This window comes from Nitrospira sp., from assembly GCA_016873435.1.
GTDB lineage: Bacteria > Nitrospirota > Nitrospiria > Nitrospirales > Nitrospiraceae > VGXF01.
Genome location: VGXF01000006.1, coordinates 69,461 through 87,690, shown reverse-complemented (window position 1 = coordinate 87,690; position 18,230 = coordinate 69,461). Strand labels below are relative to the sequence as shown.

General features: G+C 58.4%; 14 protein-coding genes. 4 read left to right on the top strand and 10 right to left on the bottom strand.

The features are described from left to right. The first annotated feature begins 11 nt into the window (after positions 1-11). Positions 12-755: a 2OG-Fe(II) oxygenase gene (locus FJ248_05450; GenBank protein MBM4120331.1), complete on the top strand. Its 744-nt coding sequence runs from the start codon at positions 12-14 to the stop codon at positions 753-755. A gap of 97 nt (positions 756-852) precedes the next feature. Here FJ248_05450 and FJ248_05445 read toward each other — a convergent pair whose 3' ends face one another. The 5 genes from FJ248_05445 to FJ248_05425 form a co-directional block, all read right to left on the bottom strand. After that, a complete protein-coding gene (locus FJ248_05445; GenBank protein MBM4120330.1) occupies positions 853-1,380 on the bottom strand; it encodes a hypothetical protein in 528 nt (175 codons plus the stop codon). 92 nt (positions 1,381-1,472) lie between these two features. After that, a complete protein-coding gene (locus FJ248_05440) occupies positions 1,473-2,849 on the bottom strand; it encodes a radical SAM protein (GenBank protein MBM4120329.1) in 1,377 nt (458 codons plus the stop codon). 4 nt (positions 2,850-2,853) lie between these two features. Continuing rightward, on the bottom strand, positions 2,854-4,968 hold the full coding sequence (locus FJ248_05435) for a universal stress protein UspA (protein ID MBM4120328.1): 2,115 nt from the start codon (positions 4,966-4,968) through the stop codon (positions 2,854-2,856). Between the two features lie 175 nt (positions 4,969-5,143). Then, positions 5,144-6,736 carry a radical SAM protein gene (locus FJ248_05430; protein ID MBM4120327.1) on the bottom strand — a complete coding sequence of 531 codons (1,593 nt, stop codon included), beginning with the start codon at positions 6,734-6,736 and terminating at the stop codon, positions 5,144-5,146. 62 nt (positions 6,737-6,798) lie between these two features. After that, positions 6,799-7,569, bottom strand: coding sequence for a class I SAM-dependent methyltransferase (locus FJ248_05425; protein ID MBM4120326.1), 771 nt, complete (start codon positions 7,567-7,569; stop codon positions 6,799-6,801). A gap of 293 nt (positions 7,570-7,862) precedes the next feature. Between FJ248_05425 and uvrA the strand changes: the two genes are divergently transcribed. From uvrA to FJ248_05410, 3 genes are all read left to right on the top strand, one after another. Further along, positions 7,863-10,415 (top strand): excinuclease ABC subunit A, encoded by a 2,553-nt coding sequence (gene uvrA, locus FJ248_05420; protein MBM4120325.1) that lies wholly within the window; start codon positions 7,863-7,865, stop codon positions 10,413-10,415. 249 nt (positions 10,416-10,664) lie between these two features. Next, on the top strand, positions 10,665-10,994 hold the full coding sequence (locus tag FJ248_05415) for a DMT family protein (GenBank protein ID MBM4120324.1): 330 nt from the start codon (positions 10,665-10,667) through the stop codon (positions 10,992-10,994). Position 10,995: 1 nt separating this feature from the next. Beyond that, positions 10,996-13,443, top strand: coding sequence for an ATP-binding protein (locus FJ248_05410; GenBank protein MBM4120323.1), 2,448 nt, complete (start codon positions 10,996-10,998; stop codon positions 13,441-13,443). Between the two features lie 91 nt (positions 13,444-13,534). On the opposite strand, the gene FJ248_05405 is transcribed toward FJ248_05410, so the two are convergent. From FJ248_05405 to FJ248_05385, 5 genes are all read right to left on the bottom strand, one after another. Further along, a complete protein-coding gene (locus FJ248_05405) occupies positions 13,535-14,098 on the bottom strand; it encodes a TIGR00645 family protein (GenBank protein ID MBM4120322.1) in 564 nt (187 codons plus the stop codon). 467 nt (positions 14,099-14,565) lie between these two features. Then, the gene (uvrC, locus tag FJ248_05400; protein ID MBM4120321.1) at positions 14,566-16,392 is read right to left on the bottom strand and encodes an excinuclease ABC subunit UvrC; all 1,827 of its coding nucleotides are present in this window, start codon (positions 16,390-16,392) and stop codon (positions 14,566-14,568) included. 165 nt (positions 16,393-16,557) lie between these two features. Next, positions 16,558-16,956, bottom strand: a complete 399-nt coding sequence (locus tag FJ248_05395) for a VOC family protein (protein MBM4120320.1) — start codon at positions 16,954-16,956, stop codon at positions 16,558-16,560. A gap of 79 nt (positions 16,957-17,035) precedes the next feature. Beyond that, on the bottom strand, positions 17,036-17,497 hold the full coding sequence (locus FJ248_05390; GenBank protein MBM4120319.1) for a GNAT family N-acetyltransferase: 462 nt from the start codon (positions 17,495-17,497) through the stop codon (positions 17,036-17,038). After that, the gene (locus tag FJ248_05385) at positions 17,494-18,192 is read right to left on the bottom strand and encodes a hypothetical protein (protein MBM4120318.1); all 699 of its coding nucleotides are present in this window, start codon (positions 18,190-18,192) and stop codon (positions 17,494-17,496) included. The genes FJ248_05390 and FJ248_05385 overlap by 4 nt, the downstream gene beginning before the upstream one ends. Positions 18,193-18,230: the final 38 nt, after the last annotated feature.

The window sequence follows — 18,230 nt, the reverse complement described above, 5'->3', positions numbered from 1 at the left end:
AGGAACAGTTCATGAGTGTGGCGCAGGCAGCAACGCTAGATGACGCGATCGCACAGGCAGTCGCTGCGCTGGATTTCGAGCGCAGTCGGAAAGAATATTGGGAACAGAACGAGTGTCTGCATCTGAAGGGGTTTCTGCCGCCGGAGGTGGTCGAGCGATATTTCGTCCCGCAGGTCAACAGCCTGAAGCCAAAGTTGAACCGGAACTATATTCCAGGAAGCAAAAAAGGCGGGAGCGTCAGTTATTTTACCGTGCGAGAGCAGGCCCGGGAATTCATGGCCCTCTACCGTTCCTCCGCATTTATCGACTTTCTGAAGCGGCTGACCAATGCGCCAGTGCAGTTCTGTCCCGAAACCGATCCGCATGCCTGCGCGCTCTATTACTACACGGAGCCAGGTGACCACATCGGCTGGCACTACGACACGTCCTATTACAAGGGCGCTCGCTATACGATTTTATTGGGGCTGGTGGATCGGTCGCCGAGCTGCAAACTGATGTGCCAGCTTTATAAGGATGATCCAACACGCCCGATGAAAGAGATAACCCCATCGACGGGGCCCGGGGATATGGTGATTTTCAACGGGGACAAGCTCTGGCATTCAGTGACGCCACTTGGGGAGGGTGAGGAGCGGACGGTGCTGACGATGGAATATGTCACTGATCAGGGCATGAATCCGCTCAAGCGGTTCTACTCAAATTTGAAGGACTCGTTCGGGTATTTTGGCCTCAAGGCCGTCTTCGGCGGCAAGAGCTGACGGACCCTCCCCGCGCGTTATTTCGACCTCGACAAGACACGGTCGACCGCTATCTTGTGGCGGATTGCCGCAGCGCAAAGACGTCACGCACAAATCGCTACTGGTGTAGGTGCTTGAGAGCGGCCGCGCAGAGAATGATCAGTAGGCCAATTACGAGCGCGGCGCGCTGGAAGGGTATGGGTTCCCGGGATTGTTCGGCCTTTTCCTCCTCAGACAGCTCAGCCTGGGGGTCTTCCTTAAAGATGATGTTGTAGAGGTAGAGCGTCAGGATGCTGAGAACAAGAAACAGCTTAATGAAGAAGATCGTCAGGTACTTGGGGTGGTGCGGAATGCCCTCGCCCGTTTGCGATAGTACGAGCTGGTTCACGTAGTGGATATTGACTCCACCAGTGAACAAAATGACCACAAGGATGAGGCCGACGATTTTGTTGTAACGCTTGTGCAGACCCTCGGCGATTGGCTTGATCAGTTCGCGCGGCACAGCCGTGTGCAGCGTCGGCGTGAGGGACAGCACGAGAAAGGCCAGCCCGCCGATCCAGATCACGACCGACACCAGGTGCAGCCAATGGTTGACGATCGGGAAAACCTGATTGATGTCGAAGAGGATGGACTGGAGAGTATCCATGGCGATATCGTCAAACGTGAGGCGTCAGGCACGACCGGTGAAACGAAAACCACTTGTCAGCCCCCGAACGCTTCACGTCTTACCCCCGTACGCTAGAATTTAAAAACGGGCGCGTCGTTGCCAAACCGCTTCTTGCGCAATTCTTCCATCAACTCGATTGTGACACAGGTCAGGCCTTGCTCGCGCGCGTGCCGTTCGACACCCTTCTTCACCATGGCACGCAGGAAGTAGGGAATACGGTCGAGGCGGGCCTGGGCCGCCGGGTCCCAGGTTCCGGCAAAGGCCTCCTCCGTGTTGAAGGCCACGCGGATCTTCTCACCGCCCTTAGGCGTGTAAAGGCACCACTGGTCTTCATCGAGCCAGTCGCCGTGGTCCACGTAGGGCCGCGCGCGGCAGCCGCCGCAGATTTCGCTGTACTCGCAATCGCCACATTTGCCCTTGAGGTGCGGATAGCGGAACGAATCAAAGATGTCAGACTTTTCCCATAGATCCGCGAAGCTCCGCTCGCGCACGTTGCCTGCTGAGAGCGGCATATAGGGACAGGGGGTCAACTCGCCATTTGGCGTCACGCGGGCATAGTTGGTGCCGGCAAGGCAGCCGCCTCCCATATATCCGGTCGCCTTGGTGATCGGCGACTGGGGATCCTTCTCGTAGGCTAGCCGCTTGAAGTGCGGGGCACAGCGGGCCCGCACTAGCATGTCCTTGTAGCGGTCCTGGGCCGTGACCAAAAATCCGAGGACTTCTTCGTACTGCGCGGGCGTGATGTCGGTCAGCTCCTCACCGCGGCCGGTGCAGACCATGAAAAAGACATTGAGCACACGCGCCCCTAGAGTGTGCGCCCACTCGACGACGTCGGGCAGTTCCTGATAGTTCATCGGCTGGGCGCTGAAATGCACCTGGAACTGGAGTCCGTTGCGCTTACAGGCTTCGATGCCGGCCACCGCGCCCTCCCAGGCGCCGGGGACGCCGCGGAATCGATTGTGCTTTTGCGCGTCGAGCGAGTCGATGCTAATGCCGACGCCCACGACGCCGATCTCGACCAGCCGTTTTGCCATCGCATCGTCAATCAGCATCCCGTTCGTACCAAAGACGACCATAAAGCCCTGCGTGACGGCATGTCGGGCAATGTCGAGAATGTCGGGCCGCGTCAGCGGCTCACCACCGGTGATGACCAGCAGGCAGCCCTTGTTTACTTCAGCGATCTGATCGATAAGGCGGAGACACTCCTCCGTTGTCAGCTCGTCCGAGCCGCCACCAGATTTTGTGGTGGCATCCAAGTAGCAGTGGTCACATTTGAGATTGCAGCGTTTGGTCAGATTCAGCGCGAGGAGATAGGGCTTGAAATCATCCACAGTGCGACCGTCGTGCGGCGTCGCACCCGGCGTGATGAATTTGGCGACCTGCTGGCGGAGCGAGTCGAGTTGGCCCGGGAGGGAGAACCCGTTGAAGACGGGAAGCGGCTTGGCCATAGCGTCAGGATTTAGCCGAGCCGGAGCCGGTGAGGCTGGCGATGATTTCCTTCAGGTTCCCAGTCTTCATGGCGTCCTCCATGAAGCCCCGGGCCTGCTCGATGCCCTCGTTGGCGATCTCAAGCGTGATGGTCGTCGCGCTGACCTTTTCGGCGTGCTTCTGGATCAGCGCCTTCGTGCAATCGCGCATGAAGCCAGCGGGAGCCCGCTCCAGCCGCTCCTGCGCTTCCGGCGTCCACGAGAACAGTGGCGGCGTCTCGCTCATGATGGCCTCGCTCGCTCCATGTCCGTTGCCATGCCCGTTTCCATTTCCCTTGCCGTTGTTGTCGAGCAGGGCCGACGCGGCGGCGTCTGTGCCAGTACCCTTGTTAGCGAAGATCGGCGTGTAATCCTCGGCGGCAGCTTCCCTGATGATCGGGGCCGCGTATTCCAGCGTGATCGTTGTCATGCCGAGCTTGCGGGCGCTTTTCTCGATCTTGGCCTTGGCGCGCCGCCGCTGGAAGCCGGCCGGCACCGCGCGGATGGCCTCCTTGGCGTCCTTCGTCCACTGCATCGGCACGTCGTCGTAGGCCATGTCGGTTTCGAGTCCGCCCTCGGCCTTGGCGGCCGCATCGAAGATGCTCTTGTCCACCTGTTTGAACCGGTCGCCGGCGGCGCCGCAGACTGGGCATTTCACAGGCGTGTCGCCTTTGCCGATGTAGCCGCAGCCGTCGCACACGAAGTAGGTCTGGTTCATGCGGTCCAGATAGGCCTGTGTGCCGGCGCTCAGTTTCGATTTTTCCTCAACGAGACCCCCCACCATGCCGCTAAGCGTTTTCCCCATGAGGTCCTTGGCCACGGCATCGTCTGCCTGCATCTTGTCGCGATCGATGCCAGCCGCGTCCAGGTTGCCACCCAGCGTCCTCATGGCTTCCATAGCGCCCTTCGGCAGGATATGGCCGACGGCCAAATCCACGACGGAGTTGCTGATGATCGTATGCCCTTTTTCGATCGCATAGCGATGGATCGCCGTCTTCGCGACGCCACGCGCAAAGATGGGGATCTTCTCCATCCGGCGTAGGGCTTCCTCAGTCCAGGCAATCGTGTATTCCGCCTGCGTGTCGATCGGTGGCACGTACTTGCGGTTTGACACGAGGACGTTGCACGGGGCACAACGGAGCAGATTCTCCGTGTTGCTGCCGATGTCCATGTCCTCGTCACTGTGGACGCCAATGCGACCGACGATCAGGAGCCACGGCGTATCCTTGCGGACGTACTGGATGATCTTTTCAAAGGCCTTGCCGTCAAGCAGGGTCGTCTTCACATCGGTTTGCTCGGCCTGCGCGATCTCGCGCGAGATGTCGAGGTGCGACTGGTAGATCTTGGCGAGGCCACTGTCGATGATGTCCTCGTGGAGCTTTTCCTGTTCCTTGAAACGGAAAACCTTCCCGGCTTCCTCGTTCAGCACGCCCGAGATGCTGTGGAAGGCCGCGTAGTGGAAGTAGGGATCGAAGGCCGAAATGGCTTCGACCGGCTTGTTTAGCGCCTTGCCGAGCGCGAGACCGGTCATCAGGCCGCCAAACGAATAGGGGCTGCCGTCCACCGCTACGACAATCTTGCCGCCGTTGAACGACTGACCGATCGGCTGGGGCTGCTTGATGACGAGCATGTCGGAGCTGCGCACGCGACGGATGACCCGCTCCGTGTTGCTGCCGATCACGCTGTCCTTCACGGCGCCGACGCCCAGCGCGCCCATGATAACGAGGTCGTAGCCGCTGGTGTTGATATCCTCCGCCAGCACTTTCCAGTTTCTGCCTTCAAGCGACTTCCGCTCAAGCGGCAGGTTGGCTTCAGTGCACCGCTTATCGACGTAATCGAGATAGGAGTCGGTAATGATCTGGAGCCCGCGGGTGATCAGCGAGTCATGGATCTGCCGCTGACGGTCCAGTTCCTTCTCGTCGTGATACTCCTCTGGCAGGCCCGCCTCCATCTGTTTGAACCGCTTGTCGTGCATCTTGGCGGCGTAGACGTGGCTGCCGACAATCTTTGAGCCAAAGGTCTTGGCCATTTCGATCCCCACATCGACGGCGGTGTTGGAGTGGTCGGAGTTATCGACGGGGATATAAATCGTCTTGTACATCGCGGGCGCTCCTCCTGTGTCCTGGCCAGCCCGACCCTGCATTCAAATGAGAACTTCAGGACAGATGCAATGTTATGAAAAACCAACGAATTCTTTAAATTTAGAGCTTAAAACAGACTTCATCTTAGCATCGGGTTTAGAGTGATTGCAAGCAGGTTGTGGGAGGAGAAAAGAGCTACCGGGCCGAGCTGGCAGAGGCCGGTTTTTTGCGAGAATTCAGGATCTCCTCGAGGGTCAGGAGGGCCTGGCGACCCGAATTGTGTTCGAGGCCCTTGGTCAGATGGCTGTCGGCGTAGGTACTCTGCTCGGTCTGCGACAGTGATCCGGACCAGGTGCGCGGATCGCGACTGTGTTTCTTGTCCCAGGCTCGCAGGCAGGCCTTGGCGATGAGTTTATTTAAGGGCGCCGGGTTGTAGAGGAGTTTCCGGATGCTCCACGGCGTCAGCATAAGCGGGTTGTAGCCGGCCGAGAGATAGCCCTCTTCCAATAAACGGTGTTCTAAGTCCGTATTGGGCTGGATGCCCAGGAAGAACATCAGTGGGAAGACGCGCTCCTCGCCCAGAATCGCTGCCACCTTCTTGTAGGACTCAACGCTTTGGAGTAGGGTCTCTTCCGTTTCGTGCGGCGAATTAAGCGAATAGTTCAAAATCACCTTACCCTTGAAGCCTGCTTCGGCCAGGTACCGGCAGCCGTCGTAGAGCTTCTCCAGCTTGAAGCCCATATGGAGGTCGTTGAGGATCTCCTGCGAGCCGGAGGTGATCGCCACCTCCAGATCACCCACGCCTGATTGCACCATCAGCTGGGCCATGTCGGCGGTGATTAGCGACGTGCGGACATACCCCGACCATTCGATAGCCAGTTTTTGACAGACGATCCGTTCCAGAATCTCCGTGCACTGCGAATAAGCTTCCTTGCCCGTGATGAATTGGGCGTCCGTAAACCAGAAGCGCCGCGCGCCCCACTGGTGATAGTGTTGTGAGAGGTCCTTCACGACCATGTCGGGCGGCCGGTAGCGCACGCGCTTGCCCTCAATGTAGGGATAGAGGCAGAAGGCGCAATCGTAGGGGCAGCCGCGCTTGGTCTGCACGCCGATGCTCTCGCCTATGTAGTCCTTATATTGCGGGAAAATCGAGGTGAGATAGGGCAGGTCTACGGTCAGTGCATCGAGCAGTGCCGGCTTGCTCTGCTGGCCTTTTGAGACACGGCCGTTCTCGCGAATGATGTAGCGTTCGCCCTCCAACGAGTCGCCGTCCAACACTTTCAGAATCGCATCCTCGCCCTCGCCCAGGATACCGATCGTGCCCTCCGGCAGTTTTTCAATGAGCTGATCGGCAAAAGCCGTGAACGCGCCTCCGCCGATCATGATCTGCGACGTGGGAAATTCCTTTCGGATCAGCCAGGGGTAGGACAGCACGGTCCAGATATGGTTGTAGTAACGGTAGAGTTGCCTGACGCCGTTGAACGATGCCAGCATTTTCTTAATCGGGTTCGCCGAAAAATAAAAATTGAAGGCGTCCTCCAGCGAGGCATCACCCTCGTGCGGCGAGAAGATCTGGATGTCCCGCCAGGAAAAGCAAACCAGATCGGGCAAAAAGGCCATCGCGGTATCGCGCAGGACCTTGGCGCGCTGCTCGACCGGATACAGCGACAGGTCGAGGACGTGCTGCCGTACCGCCGGCCTCCGCCGATGGATGAAGTCCGCCAGATAGGTGATCCCGATCGGGTACACCTTCTTGCAGGGGAGGAAAACGTAGAGAACAGAGTTCATGGCATTAAGGAACTGAAATGCGCCGGGAGTTTTATTGCAGCGGTCATCGGTATACTTCCAGGCTATTTGATGGCGACGTGGATGGCCACGATCCCCCCGCTCAGGTTGTGGTATTCGACGTGGGAGAATCCCGTCTTCAGTATCAGCGTCTTGAGCCCCTCTTGGTTTGGGAAGGTCCTGATTGAGGCGGGCAAATATTCGTACACACCGGTCTTGTCTCGTGCGACGACCGTGCCGATCCACGGCAAGAGGCAGAAGGAATACCAGTCGTAGAGTGAGCGGAGCCAGGCCTGCGGGGGGTGCGAAAACTCAAGGCAGACGAACCGCCCGCCCGGTTTGAGCACGCGGCGGATCTCGGAAAAAGCAGCAGCAAGATTGCCGACGTTGCGCATGCAGAAACCGGTTGTCACGGCATCGAACGAGCCGTCAGAAAATCCCAGATGCTCGGCATTGGCTTCGAGGCAGGTAATCCGGTGTGCATATCCGCACCGGACGACTTTCTTGAGTCCCTCGACGAGCATCGCATGGTTGAGATCAGAGGCAACCACGCGCCCACCAGATCCCATTTTCGACTCAATCAGGAGAGCCAGATCAGCCGTACCGGAGCCCACATCCAGTGCCCGGCCGTTTTGAACCGATGGAACGAACGAGGCAGTCAGCTTCTTCCATCTGTGGTGCAGCCCAAAGCTTAGCAGCGTGTTGTTGAGATCGTAGACGCCCGCTATGGCTGTGAACATGCGCTGCACGGCCTGCTCGCGTGCGGAACCGGACCACCCGGAAACGGCGCGCGCGGCCGACCCAGGCAGCGTCGATTTTTCTTCACACTGCAACATTTTGGAATGGTGGCACCCGTTTCGTCGCATTGTCAAGCCAACTCGCTTAGCTGGTATAATCCGGCGGCTGATCGACCACCCACGCCGTCGAGCCCAAGGAAGCGGTCAGGCCATGAAGATACTTTTTAGTGATGAGTCAGGAGACCAATCACTGGATACCAGTGATTCGCAGTCTCTGGCGTTTGTTCTTGGCAGAGGCATTACGGACGCGGGCAATAAGGACAGCGCTTCGTCGTTTTGGTAAACCGTTAATAAATAAGGCAAAGCCGAAAAAATCAATTTTGGGACTAAAATTGTCCAGCTCGATCGTCATCAAGGGTGCTCGGGAGCACAACCTTAAGAATCTCGACGTTGAAATTCCGCGGGACCGGCTCGTTGTCATCACCGGGCTGAGCGGGTCCGGCAAGTCTTCGCTCGCGTTCGATACCATCTACGCCGAAGGGCAGCGCCGGTACGTCGAATCGCTCTCGGCCTACGCGCGCCAGTTTCTCGAGCAAATGGGCAAGCCCGACGTGGATTCCATTGAAGGGCTGTCACCGGCCATTGCCATTGAGCAGAAGAGTACCAGCCACAACCCGCGCTCGACGGTCGGGACGGTCACGGAGATTTACGATTATCTGCGCCTGCTTTTTGCGCGCATCGGTCGGCCCTTCTGCCATCAGTGCGGCGAGGAGATTTCCTCCCAGACGATCCAGCAGATGGTGGATGCGATTCGGAATCTTCCGGAGGGGACGAAGTTCCAGATTCTTGCCCCCATTGTGAGAGGGCGCAAGGGCGAGTACCGCAAGGAATTGCTGGAGATGCGCCGGGCCGGCTACGTGCGCGCGATGATCGATGGCAAAATGGTCGAGCTGGCCGACGAAATCGCGCTAGATAAGCAGAAGAAACACACGATCGAAATCGTAGTGGACCGCCTTGTGATGAAGGAAGGTGGTCCAGGAGACGCATTGTCAAAACGGCTCGCCGATTCGGTCGCATCCGCGTTGAAACTGACCGATGGACTTGTTGGCGTGCTTGCGGAGGAGGGCAAAGGCCTGCTCTATAGCGAGAAGCTGGCGTGCATTCGCTGCGGCATCAGCTATCCTGAAATCACGCCGCGCGTGTTTTCGTTCAATAGCCCGCACGGAGCCTGTCCGATCTGTGACGGGACCGGCTTCGTCATGCCATTTGGAAAAAGCACAGTCGCCTTAGCCGAAGAGGGGCAATCCTCCTGGGAGCAGGATTTCACGCTGCTGGAGGTTTGCCCGGATTGTAAGGGGGCGCGACTAAAGCCGGAAAGTCTCTCGGTGAAGATCGCCCGCAAGTCCATTGCGGAGGTGACGGAGCTTTCGATTCGAGCGGCAGCCGACTTCGTGGCCTCGCTCAAGCTAACCAAGCGAGAAGCTTTCATCGCACAGCGGATTCTGAAGGAGATTCGCGAACGGCTGGGCTTTCTTAGGAATGTCGGGCTGGACTATCTGACACTCGACCGTGCGGCGGCGACACTTTCGGGTGGCGAAGGGCAACGCATCCGCCTGGCGACGCAAATCGGCTCGGGCCTCGTCGGTGTGCTGTATATATTAGACGAACCCTCCATCGGCCTACATCAGCGGGACAATCGGCGGCTGCTCCAGACGCTGATCCGGCTGCGTGATCTCGGCAACACGGTCCTGGTGGTCGAGCATGATGCGGAGACGATGCAGGCCGCCGACCACATTCTCGATCTCGGGCCCGGCGCCGGTGCGCACGGCGGCCGGATCATCGCGCAAGGGACACCCAAGGAGGTGATGGCCAACAAGGCCTCGCTGACCGGGCAATACCTGTGCGGGGAGATGGTCGTCACGCTCCCGCAACGGATACGCAAGCCGCGAGGTTTTGTCAGCGTAGTAGGCGCGAAAAAGCACAATCTCAAAAATCTCACGGCCAAGATTCCGCTGGGCCTGCTGACCTGCGTGACCGGCGTCTCGGGATCAGGCAAGAGCACGCTCGTGTTGGAAGTGTTATTCCACTCACTCTCGCAACTGCTCTATCACAAGCATCCTAAAATTGACGGCTGCAAGGAACTCAAGGGGGTCGATGCACTCGACAAGGTCATTGATATTGATCAGTCCCCGATCGGCCGCACGCCTCGGTCCAATCCGGCCACCTATACCGGGCTGTTCACGTTCATCCGGGACCTCTTCGCGAAACTGCCGGAGTCGCGCGTGCGCGGCTACAAGCCGGGCCGGTACAGCTTCAATGTAAAGGGTGGGCGATGCGAAGCCTGCGAGGGCGATGGTCTGATCAAGATTGAGATGCACTTTTTGCCTGATGTCTACGTGACCTGCGAGGTCTGCAACGGCCAGCGGTATAACCGCGAGACGCTGGAGGTGAAGTACCGAGACCGGAGCATCGCCGACGTGCTGAATATGACGGTGGACGAGGCGTTAGAATTTTTCGAGCCGGTGCCGTTCATCAAGAACAAATTGCAGACGCTGCATGATGTCGGCTTGCACTACATCAGGCTGGGCCAGTCTGCGACGACCCTGTCCGGCGGTGAGGCGCAGCGGGTGAAGTTGTCGCGGGAGTTGTCGAAGCGGGCCACGGGCCGGACGCTCTACATCTTAGATGAGCCGACGACAGGGCTGCATTTCGCTGATATTCAGCGTTTGCTGGATGTGCTCAACCGTCTAGTCGAGGCGGGCAATACGGTACTGGTGATCGAGCACAATCTGGATGTCATACGAAATGCCGACTGGCTGATTGACCTGGGGCCCGAAGGCGGCAATCGGGGCGGCAAGATTGTGGCCGAGGGGACGCCGAGAGATATTGCGAAGGTGAAGCGGTCATATACAGGGCAGGTCTTAAAAGAGGCGGGCGTGGGGTGAGATACGGTACGGCATGATCAGGTAATGGCCGTATCGGATCAGTCTGCCTTCCTTGCTCACCGCACGTGCGCGCAAGACGACGGGCGGAACAAGACCTCTCCACTGCGAATGCATCGCGCGCGGGGGCTCAAGCAAATCCTGGCGATGCCCTCTTATTGTCAGGCGGTCGCAAGACAGCTTAGCGAGCAGTCTTGCGAGAGCATAATTTGAGTCTGTAGTTTGTCCCTTCAGCTAGGGAGTAAGGAGCCCATGCACACGATTCTACTGCTGACGGTCTCAAACATTTTTATGACGATTGCTTGGTACGGCCATTTGAAATACAAGGACTCGCCGTTGTGGATGGCAATCGTAGTGAGCTGGGGAATTGCCTTTGCAGAATATTGTTTCCAGGTGCCGGCCAACCGCATTGGCCACTCTGAGTTCACAGCGGCTCAGTTGAAAACGATTCAGGAGGTCATTACGCTGGCAGTGTTCTGCGTTTTCTCGGTGGTCTATCTTAAGGAACCGCTCAAGTGGAACTATCTGGCCGGCTTCACGCTGATGGCCGGCGCGGTGTTTCTCATCTTTAAGGAATGGTGATATGGCCAAGACAAAACGAGGACCGGTAAAAGAACAGGCCGCACAGGATTTCGAAAAGCTTGGCGTCTTCTATCTGGGACGCGGATACGATCTGGGGGCAAAGAAATCACAGGGCGGGCTGCTCCTCTATGATTCGAAGGACCTTGTCACGCACGCGGTCTGTGTGGGCATGACTGGAAGCGGCAAGACGGGTCTCTGCATCGGCCTACTTGAAGAGGCGGCGATTGATAGCATTCCCGCGCTGATCATTGACCCCAAGGGGGATCTGGCCAATCTCATGTTGACCTTTCCGCAGTTGCGTGCGGAGGATTTCGCGCCGTGGGTCAACGGAGACGACGCGCGTAAAAAAGGCCTCTCGCCAGGCGACTATGCAAAACAACAGGCGGAACTCTGGAAGACTGGCCTTGCCGGTTGGAGGCAGAATGAGGACCGGATCACGCGGCTGCAAGAGGCGGCCGAAATTGCGATCTACACGCCGGGCAGCAACGCCGGCATTCCAGTTTCGATTCTGAAATCGTTCGAGATGCCTGACAAAACTGTGCGGGAAGATGCCGAACTACTGCGCGAACGCATCGGCATCACAGCGACGAGCCTGCTCGGCTTGATCGGCGTGGATGCCGATCCGATGAAGAGCCGCGAACACATTCTGCTCTCCACGATTTTGAACGCGGCATGGAGCAAGGGCGCCAATGTGGACCTGGCCGCGCTGATCCAGCAGATTCAGGAGCCGCCGGTCTCGAAAGTCGGCATGCTCGATCTGGACTTATTCTATCCGTCCAAGGACCGGTTCGCGCTGGCGATGAAGCTAAACAATCTGCTCGCTGCGCCGGGATTTTCCGTCTGGCTCGAAGGGGCGCCGCTGGACATCCAGAGCCTTCTCTATACGCCAAAAGGCAAGCCGCGCCTGGCGATCCTGTCCATTGCGCATCTGAATGACGCCGAGCGAATGTTCTTCGTCTCGCTGCTGCTCAATCAAGTGCTCGGCTGGATGCGGAGCCAGTCGGGGACGACGAGTCTGCGTGCCATTCTCTATATGGACGAAATCTTCGGCTACTTCCCTCCGGTGGCCAATCCCCCGTCCAAGCAGCCGTTGCTCACGCTGCTCAAGCAGGCCCGCGCGTTCGGCGTGGGTGTCGTGCTGGCGACGCAGAACCCAGTCGATCTTGATTACAAGGGGCTGGCCAACACCGGCACCTGGTTTATCGGCCGGCTTCAGACAGAGCGGGACAAGGCGCGGGTGATTGAGGGATTGGAAGGTGCCGCGGCTGGAGCAGGGAAGAAGTTCGACAAGGGGCGAATGGAGCAGATTCTGGCGGGACTCGGTAATCGAGTGTTTCTGATGAACAATGTGCACGATGACGCGCCGGTGATCTTTGAGACGCGCTGGACGCTTTCTTATCTGCGTGGGCCGCTCACACGCATGCAGATCAAGACGTTGATGGAGCCTGTAAAACGATTGGGGTATGGGGGAAGAGAACTAGAGGGGCACCAGCAGTCGGAAAGCGCCCGTACCCCTTCCCCCTCTATCCCACAATCCCTTGGTTCGCGTCCCATTCTGCCGCCCGATGTGCCACAGTATTTCGTGCCGGTGCGAGGGAAATTATCCGGGCCGGTAGTCTACCAACCGATGCTGCTGGGAGCGGCACAGGTGCATGTGTCGGATGCTAAAGCTGGCGTGGATGTGACGCAGAACGTGGTCGTGGCGACGCCGTTCACGGATAACGCCGTATCAGTGGACTGGGATGCGGCCACAGACGTTGATGTCGCCGTGGCCGATCTGGAAAAGACGCCAGCCGAACCAGCACAGTTTGGCGTACTACCGCCCGCGGCCGGCAAAGCCAAAAACTTCGAGGCCTGGAGCAAGGACTTTTTGGGCTGGCTCTATCGCACGCAGACGATTGAGCTGCTCAAAAGCCCGGGGTTGAAGAAGCTGTCGAGGCCGAGCGAGTCCGAGCGGGATTTTCGCGCGCGGCTCCAGCAGGCGGGACGTGAGGAGCGGGATCGGATCGCGCAGAAATTGCGGGACAAGTTCGCGCCGAAGATCGCCGGGCTGCAAGAGAGAAAACGCCGGGCCCTGCAGGTCGTCGAACGGGAGTCGGAGCAGGCGATGCACAGTCAGATTCAAACTGCTATTTCGATCGGCGCAACGCTGCTTGAAGCTTTCACCGGTCGAAAGGCCATCAAGACCTCGACGATCGGCAAGGCCACTACGGCCGTTCGGGGCGCGGGGCGGGCCATGAAAGACCGCAAGGACGTCGACCGGGCTGAGGATAATGTCGCCGCGATCGATCAGCAGATCGCCGAATTGGAGACGCAGTTCAAGGCTGAGACAGACACGCTGGCGTCCGCCGTCGATCCGCTCACGGAAAAGCTGGAAACCGTGTCGCTTAAGCCGTCCAAGTCGACCATCTCGGTCAGGCTGGTGGCGCTGGCCTGGGTCCCAAGCTAGCAGCCGCTATCGGTTAATCGTTGTTCGGACGTGCTTCAGTCAGGTCGCCCTGCGACTAACGGATAGCGAACCGTGAGGCGCGTTTCATCCCTCAGTGCTTTCCCTTCTGCATGATCTTATCCGTCCAGGCCAAGAGGATGGCCGAGCCCAAAAACGTCATGTGAATCAGAATCTTCCATTTGACGTGCTCGGGCGTCTCATTCGCGATGTTCACGAAGGCCTTGAGTAGATGGATGCTAGAAATGCCGATCAGCGAGGCCGCCAGCTTTACCTTGATCGTGCCCGGGTCCACGTGGCTGAGCCAGTCCGGCTTGTCCCGATGGCCTTCCAGGTCCAGTTTGCTTACGAAGGTGGCGTAGCCGCCGATGACGACCATTGTCAGCAAATTCGCCACCATCGTGATATCGATCAACGACAGGATGCCAAGCATAAAGATGGTTTCGGAGAGCTCGCGGACGTTGTGGATCATCTCCCACAACTCAACGATAAATTTGTAGGCGTAGAGCAGTTCAGCGACGATCAGTCCGCCATAGAGCGGCGCCTGAATCCAGCGACTCGCGAAGATGAGGGTTTCGAACCCCTGCTCCAGCTTCGACGGCGGACTGCCCCCACTAGACGATGCTGTGACGTGGGCGGGATGACCGGCAGTGGACATGAACGCAATCCTCCTTGCAGTTGAACGCCGCGGACGGCCCGCAGCCGACTCTGCATGCTAGGGAGAATGAGGGGCCGCTGTCAATTGACTTCCAGAGCGCGCTAGAACGCCTTGAACTTTGTCAGAGTCTTGGTGCCAGTATCGTCCAGCTCCGCTTTTTCCGGCTTGGTGAGAGTGAGAAATTTGAGCCCGCGCGTCTCAGATCATGGGACCACCGCGTGCCTGACGCCGGAAGCGGAACGCCTGGAGCATGCGGTGTACCCTCCGGTGATGCGGGCGTGACCCTATGTGTGGCAAACAGGGTTCCGGCCCGCCCGCAAGATGCCTGCTGGGCTGAGAAACGGAAGCGCCGAATGAAGGACGGGGGAGCGGGTGCTCCTTTTTTAACATGTTCCAGTAATACCGGCCGATGGCACGTTTGACAAACAAGGTGGAGGCCTGAGACTAGCGGGAAATGGAAAAGGAAATTAATTCCGGTTCACGGCAGAAGAGGTCAGGGCTTTGCGAATCTCGGCAGCTGTGCGAGCGTCGAGGCCAGCCTGGCGTAATTGTACGTCGGTGGCTGTAGCGATCTTGTCGAGGCTACCGAACGTTTTCAGCAGTGTGGCTCGCCGGACCTCGCCGACGCCGATGATCTGATCCAGTTTTGACGCCAGCAGCGCCTTGCTGCGAAGTTTCCGGTGGTAGGCGATGGCAAAGCGGTGGGCTTCGTCCCGGATGCGTTGGAGCAGATGCGTGGCGGGTGACGAGGGCCTGAGGACAATCGGGTTCTTGCGTCCCGGCAGAAAGATCCGTTCGTCCTTGTTTCCTTTGGCCTTAGCTAAACCAATGATCGGCAGGTCCGAACGGCCCGCCTCCTTTAGCCCTGCCATAGCGGCCGTGAGCTGGCCGAGCCCACCGTCGATCACGACGAGGTCGGGTAGGCAGAGGCGTTCAGATTTACCATACCGGCGCACCACCACCTCTTTCATGCTGGCGAAGTCGTTAGCGCCGGCAACTGTTTTAATACGGAACTTTCGGTAGTCCGATTTCTTAGCCTGGCCATCCTGCCATACGACAAAGGATGCGACGGATGCCTGCCCCATCGTATTTGAAATGTCAAAGCCTTCGATCCGGCTGGGGGGCGCTTGCAGTTTGAGCAAACGCTTCAGCTCAGCCGTGGCCTGGCGGTCGGTCTCCTCGTTACGCAGGTGGTTTACGAGAGCTGCCGCAGCATTCTCTTCTGCGAGCTGCACGAGCTGGTGCTTCAGCCCGCGTTCCGGCGCGACGATCTTGACGGCCTGGGTTTTTTTCTCCGAAAGCCAGGTTTCGATCAGCGGCGCGTCGGCCAGCGGCAGGGGTACCAGCAGTTCGCGGGGGGGTAGGCCGTCCTTATTATAGAACTGCTCGATGGCCGACCGAACGAGTTCTTCCTCAGATGTACCGGCCGCGTCGGGCCAGAAAAAATCCTTCCGGCCGATCAGCAGACCGCCGCGCACGAAGAGCATCTGGAGATCCACGGCCGCCCCCTGCCAGGCGAGACCGAGCACGTCTTGATCAACGGCCGTCGTCTGCGTGATGCGTTGCTTTTCCAGTGTGCGTTCGATGTCAGTGATCCGGTCCCGCACGCGCGCGGCTTCCTCAAAGGCCTGCCGGTCGGCCAAGGCTTCCATCTGGCTGCGCATCTCGTCGAGCAGTTCCGTATCACGCCCTTCTAGAAACTGCCGCACCTGGCGGACAATCTCGTGATATTCCTCGCGCGACTGGTTGCCGATGCAGGGGGCCAGGCAGCGCTTGATTTCGAATTCAAGGCAGGCCCGCTCGGCGGTGCCGTCGATCTCAATCTCACAGGTCGCCAGCGGGAACACCTTGCGGATCAGTTTGAGCGTCTGCTTCATCGCGCCGATGTCCGTGTAGGGGCCGTAGTAGAGCGCCCCGTCTTTCTGTACCCGCCGGACGATCGTCAAGCGGGGAAAGGCTTCGCGAATGGGCAAGCGCAGGTAGGGGTACTGTTTGTCATCTCGTAGGATGACGTTGAAACGCGGCCGGTGTTTCTTGATCAGATTGCTTTCGAGAATGAGCGCCTCCAGCTCGGAGCGCGTGACGAGGGTTTCCATATCGGCAATCTGGCTCACTAGCAATGTCGTCCTGGGCGTGTGGTCGGCGCCTTTCTGAAAATAAGACCGCACGCGGTTAGCTAGCACGGCGGCCTTGCCGACGTAGAGCACCTCGCCCGCGTCGTTCTTGAACAGGTAGACGCCGGGCTGGTTGGGGAGGCAGGCCAGGGCATGCTTAAGATCAGGGGAAGGGTTCATGGCTGATGGTTAATGGGTGATGCGTCAGGAAGACGACTCCCCCTAGAGGGATTTGTGCTTTGCTCGTTGGTGAATTTTCAGCTCAATGCTCGCGATCAGAGTGCTGGTTTTTTTCAGCGCGTCATCCGTGTCGTAGTAGCGTATTGGCAATGGCAGTAGAAGCCGTCATGCGTACCGTAGGCCTGGCGGCTGTTCGATTAACTCCACCTCATAGCCATCCGGCGCATCAATGAAAATGAAGCGACTGCCAGAGGAGCTCCGTGTCGGTCCGTCAGTGATCTTCACGCCCTTCTGATTTAACGCAGCTATTGTGTCGTCGAGATTTTCCACCTCGAAGGCCAGGTGTACCAGGTCCTCTTGCACCTCCACGGGGCCGCTGGGCGGGAAGCTGCACAGCTCGATCAATTCCTCACTGTTCGGGACCTTCAGAAACGCTAGGTGCGAGCCGCGCAGAGAGGTTTTCCGCTCCATTACTTCCAGGCCGAGCACGCCGGTGTAAAAGTCTATGGTTTGCTGCATATCGCTGACTCTCATTCGCGTGTGCAGCAGCTTTTTAACTTTCATGAATCTCGCATTAGCTGTCATTGGTTATGCGTCATTTGAGGAGTTTAGGAGTTTTACAAAAAATGACTGACGTGTGACGTTATCCCCGTGTTGATCCTGCCGTCTTCCTGAGCAGAATCTCCGCTGAGCCAGAAATCAGCAAATTTGGCATAGGCCCGATTTCCTGATACCCCTGTTTTTTGTAAAAGGCCCGTGCCTCCGTGTTGAAATCAGACACGCAGGCCAAGAGGTTCTTTGCGCGGGCAAATACCAGTCCTTCAAGGTAGGCCAGGAGCGCACGGCCATGACCCTTCCCGCGGACCGCCGGTGCGACAACCAGCAGTTCCAGATAATCACCCATAAGAAACTTCGGCCGTAGCAGGGCGAAGCCGGCCAGCGCTCCGTTCGCTTCGATGACAAACCCTTCGCGTCCCGCCGGCATCGGATCGAGGAGTTTCTTCCAGTCTGCATCCGTGTAGCCCAGTTTCTTCCACGGCTCCGAGGAGGCCAGCATGGCTACCACGGCCAAACGGTCGCTCTCTTGATAGGGCCGGATCGTCATGGTTGCGTGCAGGATAGCAGTTCCGTCACAGTCACGGGCCTCAAGCCCTGTTTCGGAAGCACTTCCTGGACGAGGGATTCCACAACCGTCCGGGTCTGCCTCCCTTTTCCGTTCGCATGAAACACGATCATGCTGCCGCTGTGTGTCGCGGCGGTCAGGTGTGCCAGCATTTTTTCAGACGACAGCGCGGGATCAGGATCGCCCGAGATGACGTTCCAGAGAATGAATTGCAGCCCCAGTTTCTTTACCACCTCGATAGTCATATCGTTGAATTCGCCGTAGGGAGGGCGGAACAGGATTGCGGTCTGGTGATAGCGCGTTCGGAGCAGGTCCACGGCCTGAACGATTTCAGCCCGCTGATGATCTTCGTCCAGCGAAGCTAGATGCGCATGGACCTGGCCGTGCGTGCCCATTTCAAAAAAGGGTACGGCGAGGAGGCGCTTCATTTCCAAATCGTGCTTCTTGATCCAGTTGCCCGAGGCGAAGAAGGTGGCCGGGATCTTATGTGCCACCAAGTAGTCGATCAACGTGGCGTCGTAACCCGTACCTTGTCGGACTGGGCAGAGGTCGAAAGTCAGGGCCACGGTCTTGCACGCAGGCGTCCCGCCCTTGATCACCTGCGCGGCGCCGTCGCCCGAACACGACAGCAAGATGGCGAGGCTGAACCAGACGGTCTGCAGCAGGCGTGTGCACATACCAGCAGTATACGCGCGCGGAAAGTAAAAAGTGAAAA

Bases quoted from the DNA above. Each gene is read 5' to 3' on its own strand.
- FJ248_05450 (MBM4120331.1), top strand. From the start codon at position 12: ATGAGTGTGGCGCAGGCAGCAACGCTAGATGACGCGATCGCACAGGCA.
- FJ248_05445 (MBM4120330.1), bottom strand. From the start codon at position 1,380: ATGGATACTCTCCAGTCCATCCTCTTCGACATCAATCAGGTTTTCCCG.
- FJ248_05440 (MBM4120329.1), bottom strand. From the start codon at position 2,849: ATGGCCAAGCCGCTTCCCGTCTTCAACGGGTTCTCCCTCCCGGGCCAA.
- FJ248_05435 (MBM4120328.1), bottom strand. From the start codon at position 4,968: ATGTACAAGACGATTTATATCCCCGTCGATAACTCCGACCACTCCAAC.
- FJ248_05430 (MBM4120327.1), bottom strand. From the start codon at position 6,736: ATGAACTCTGTTCTCTACGTTTTCCTCCCCTGCAAGAAGGTGTACCCG.
- FJ248_05425 (MBM4120326.1), bottom strand. From the start codon at position 7,569: ATGTTGCAGTGTGAAGAAAAATCGACGCTGCCTGGGTCGGCCGCGCGC.
- FJ248_05415 (MBM4120324.1), top strand. From the start codon at position 10,665: ATGCACACGATTCTACTGCTGACGGTCTCAAACATTTTTATGACGATT.
- FJ248_05410 (MBM4120323.1), top strand. From the start codon at position 10,996: ATGGCCAAGACAAAACGAGGACCGGTAAAAGAACAGGCCGCACAGGAT.
- FJ248_05405 (MBM4120322.1), bottom strand. From the start codon at position 14,098: ATGTCCACTGCCGGTCATCCCGCCCACGTCACAGCATCGTCTAGTGGG.
- uvrC (MBM4120321.1), bottom strand. From the start codon at position 16,392: ATGAACCCTTCCCCTGATCTTAAGCATGCCCTGGCCTGCCTCCCCAAC.
- FJ248_05395 (MBM4120320.1), bottom strand. From the start codon at position 16,956: ATGAAAGTTAAAAAGCTGCTGCACACGCGAATGAGAGTCAGCGATATG.
- FJ248_05390 (MBM4120319.1), bottom strand. From the start codon at position 17,497: ATGACGATCCGGCCCTATCAAGAGAGCGACCGTTTGGCCGTGGTAGCC.
- FJ248_05385 (MBM4120318.1), bottom strand. From the start codon at position 18,192: ATGTGCACACGCCTGCTGCAGACCGTCTGGTTCAGCCTCGCCATCTTG.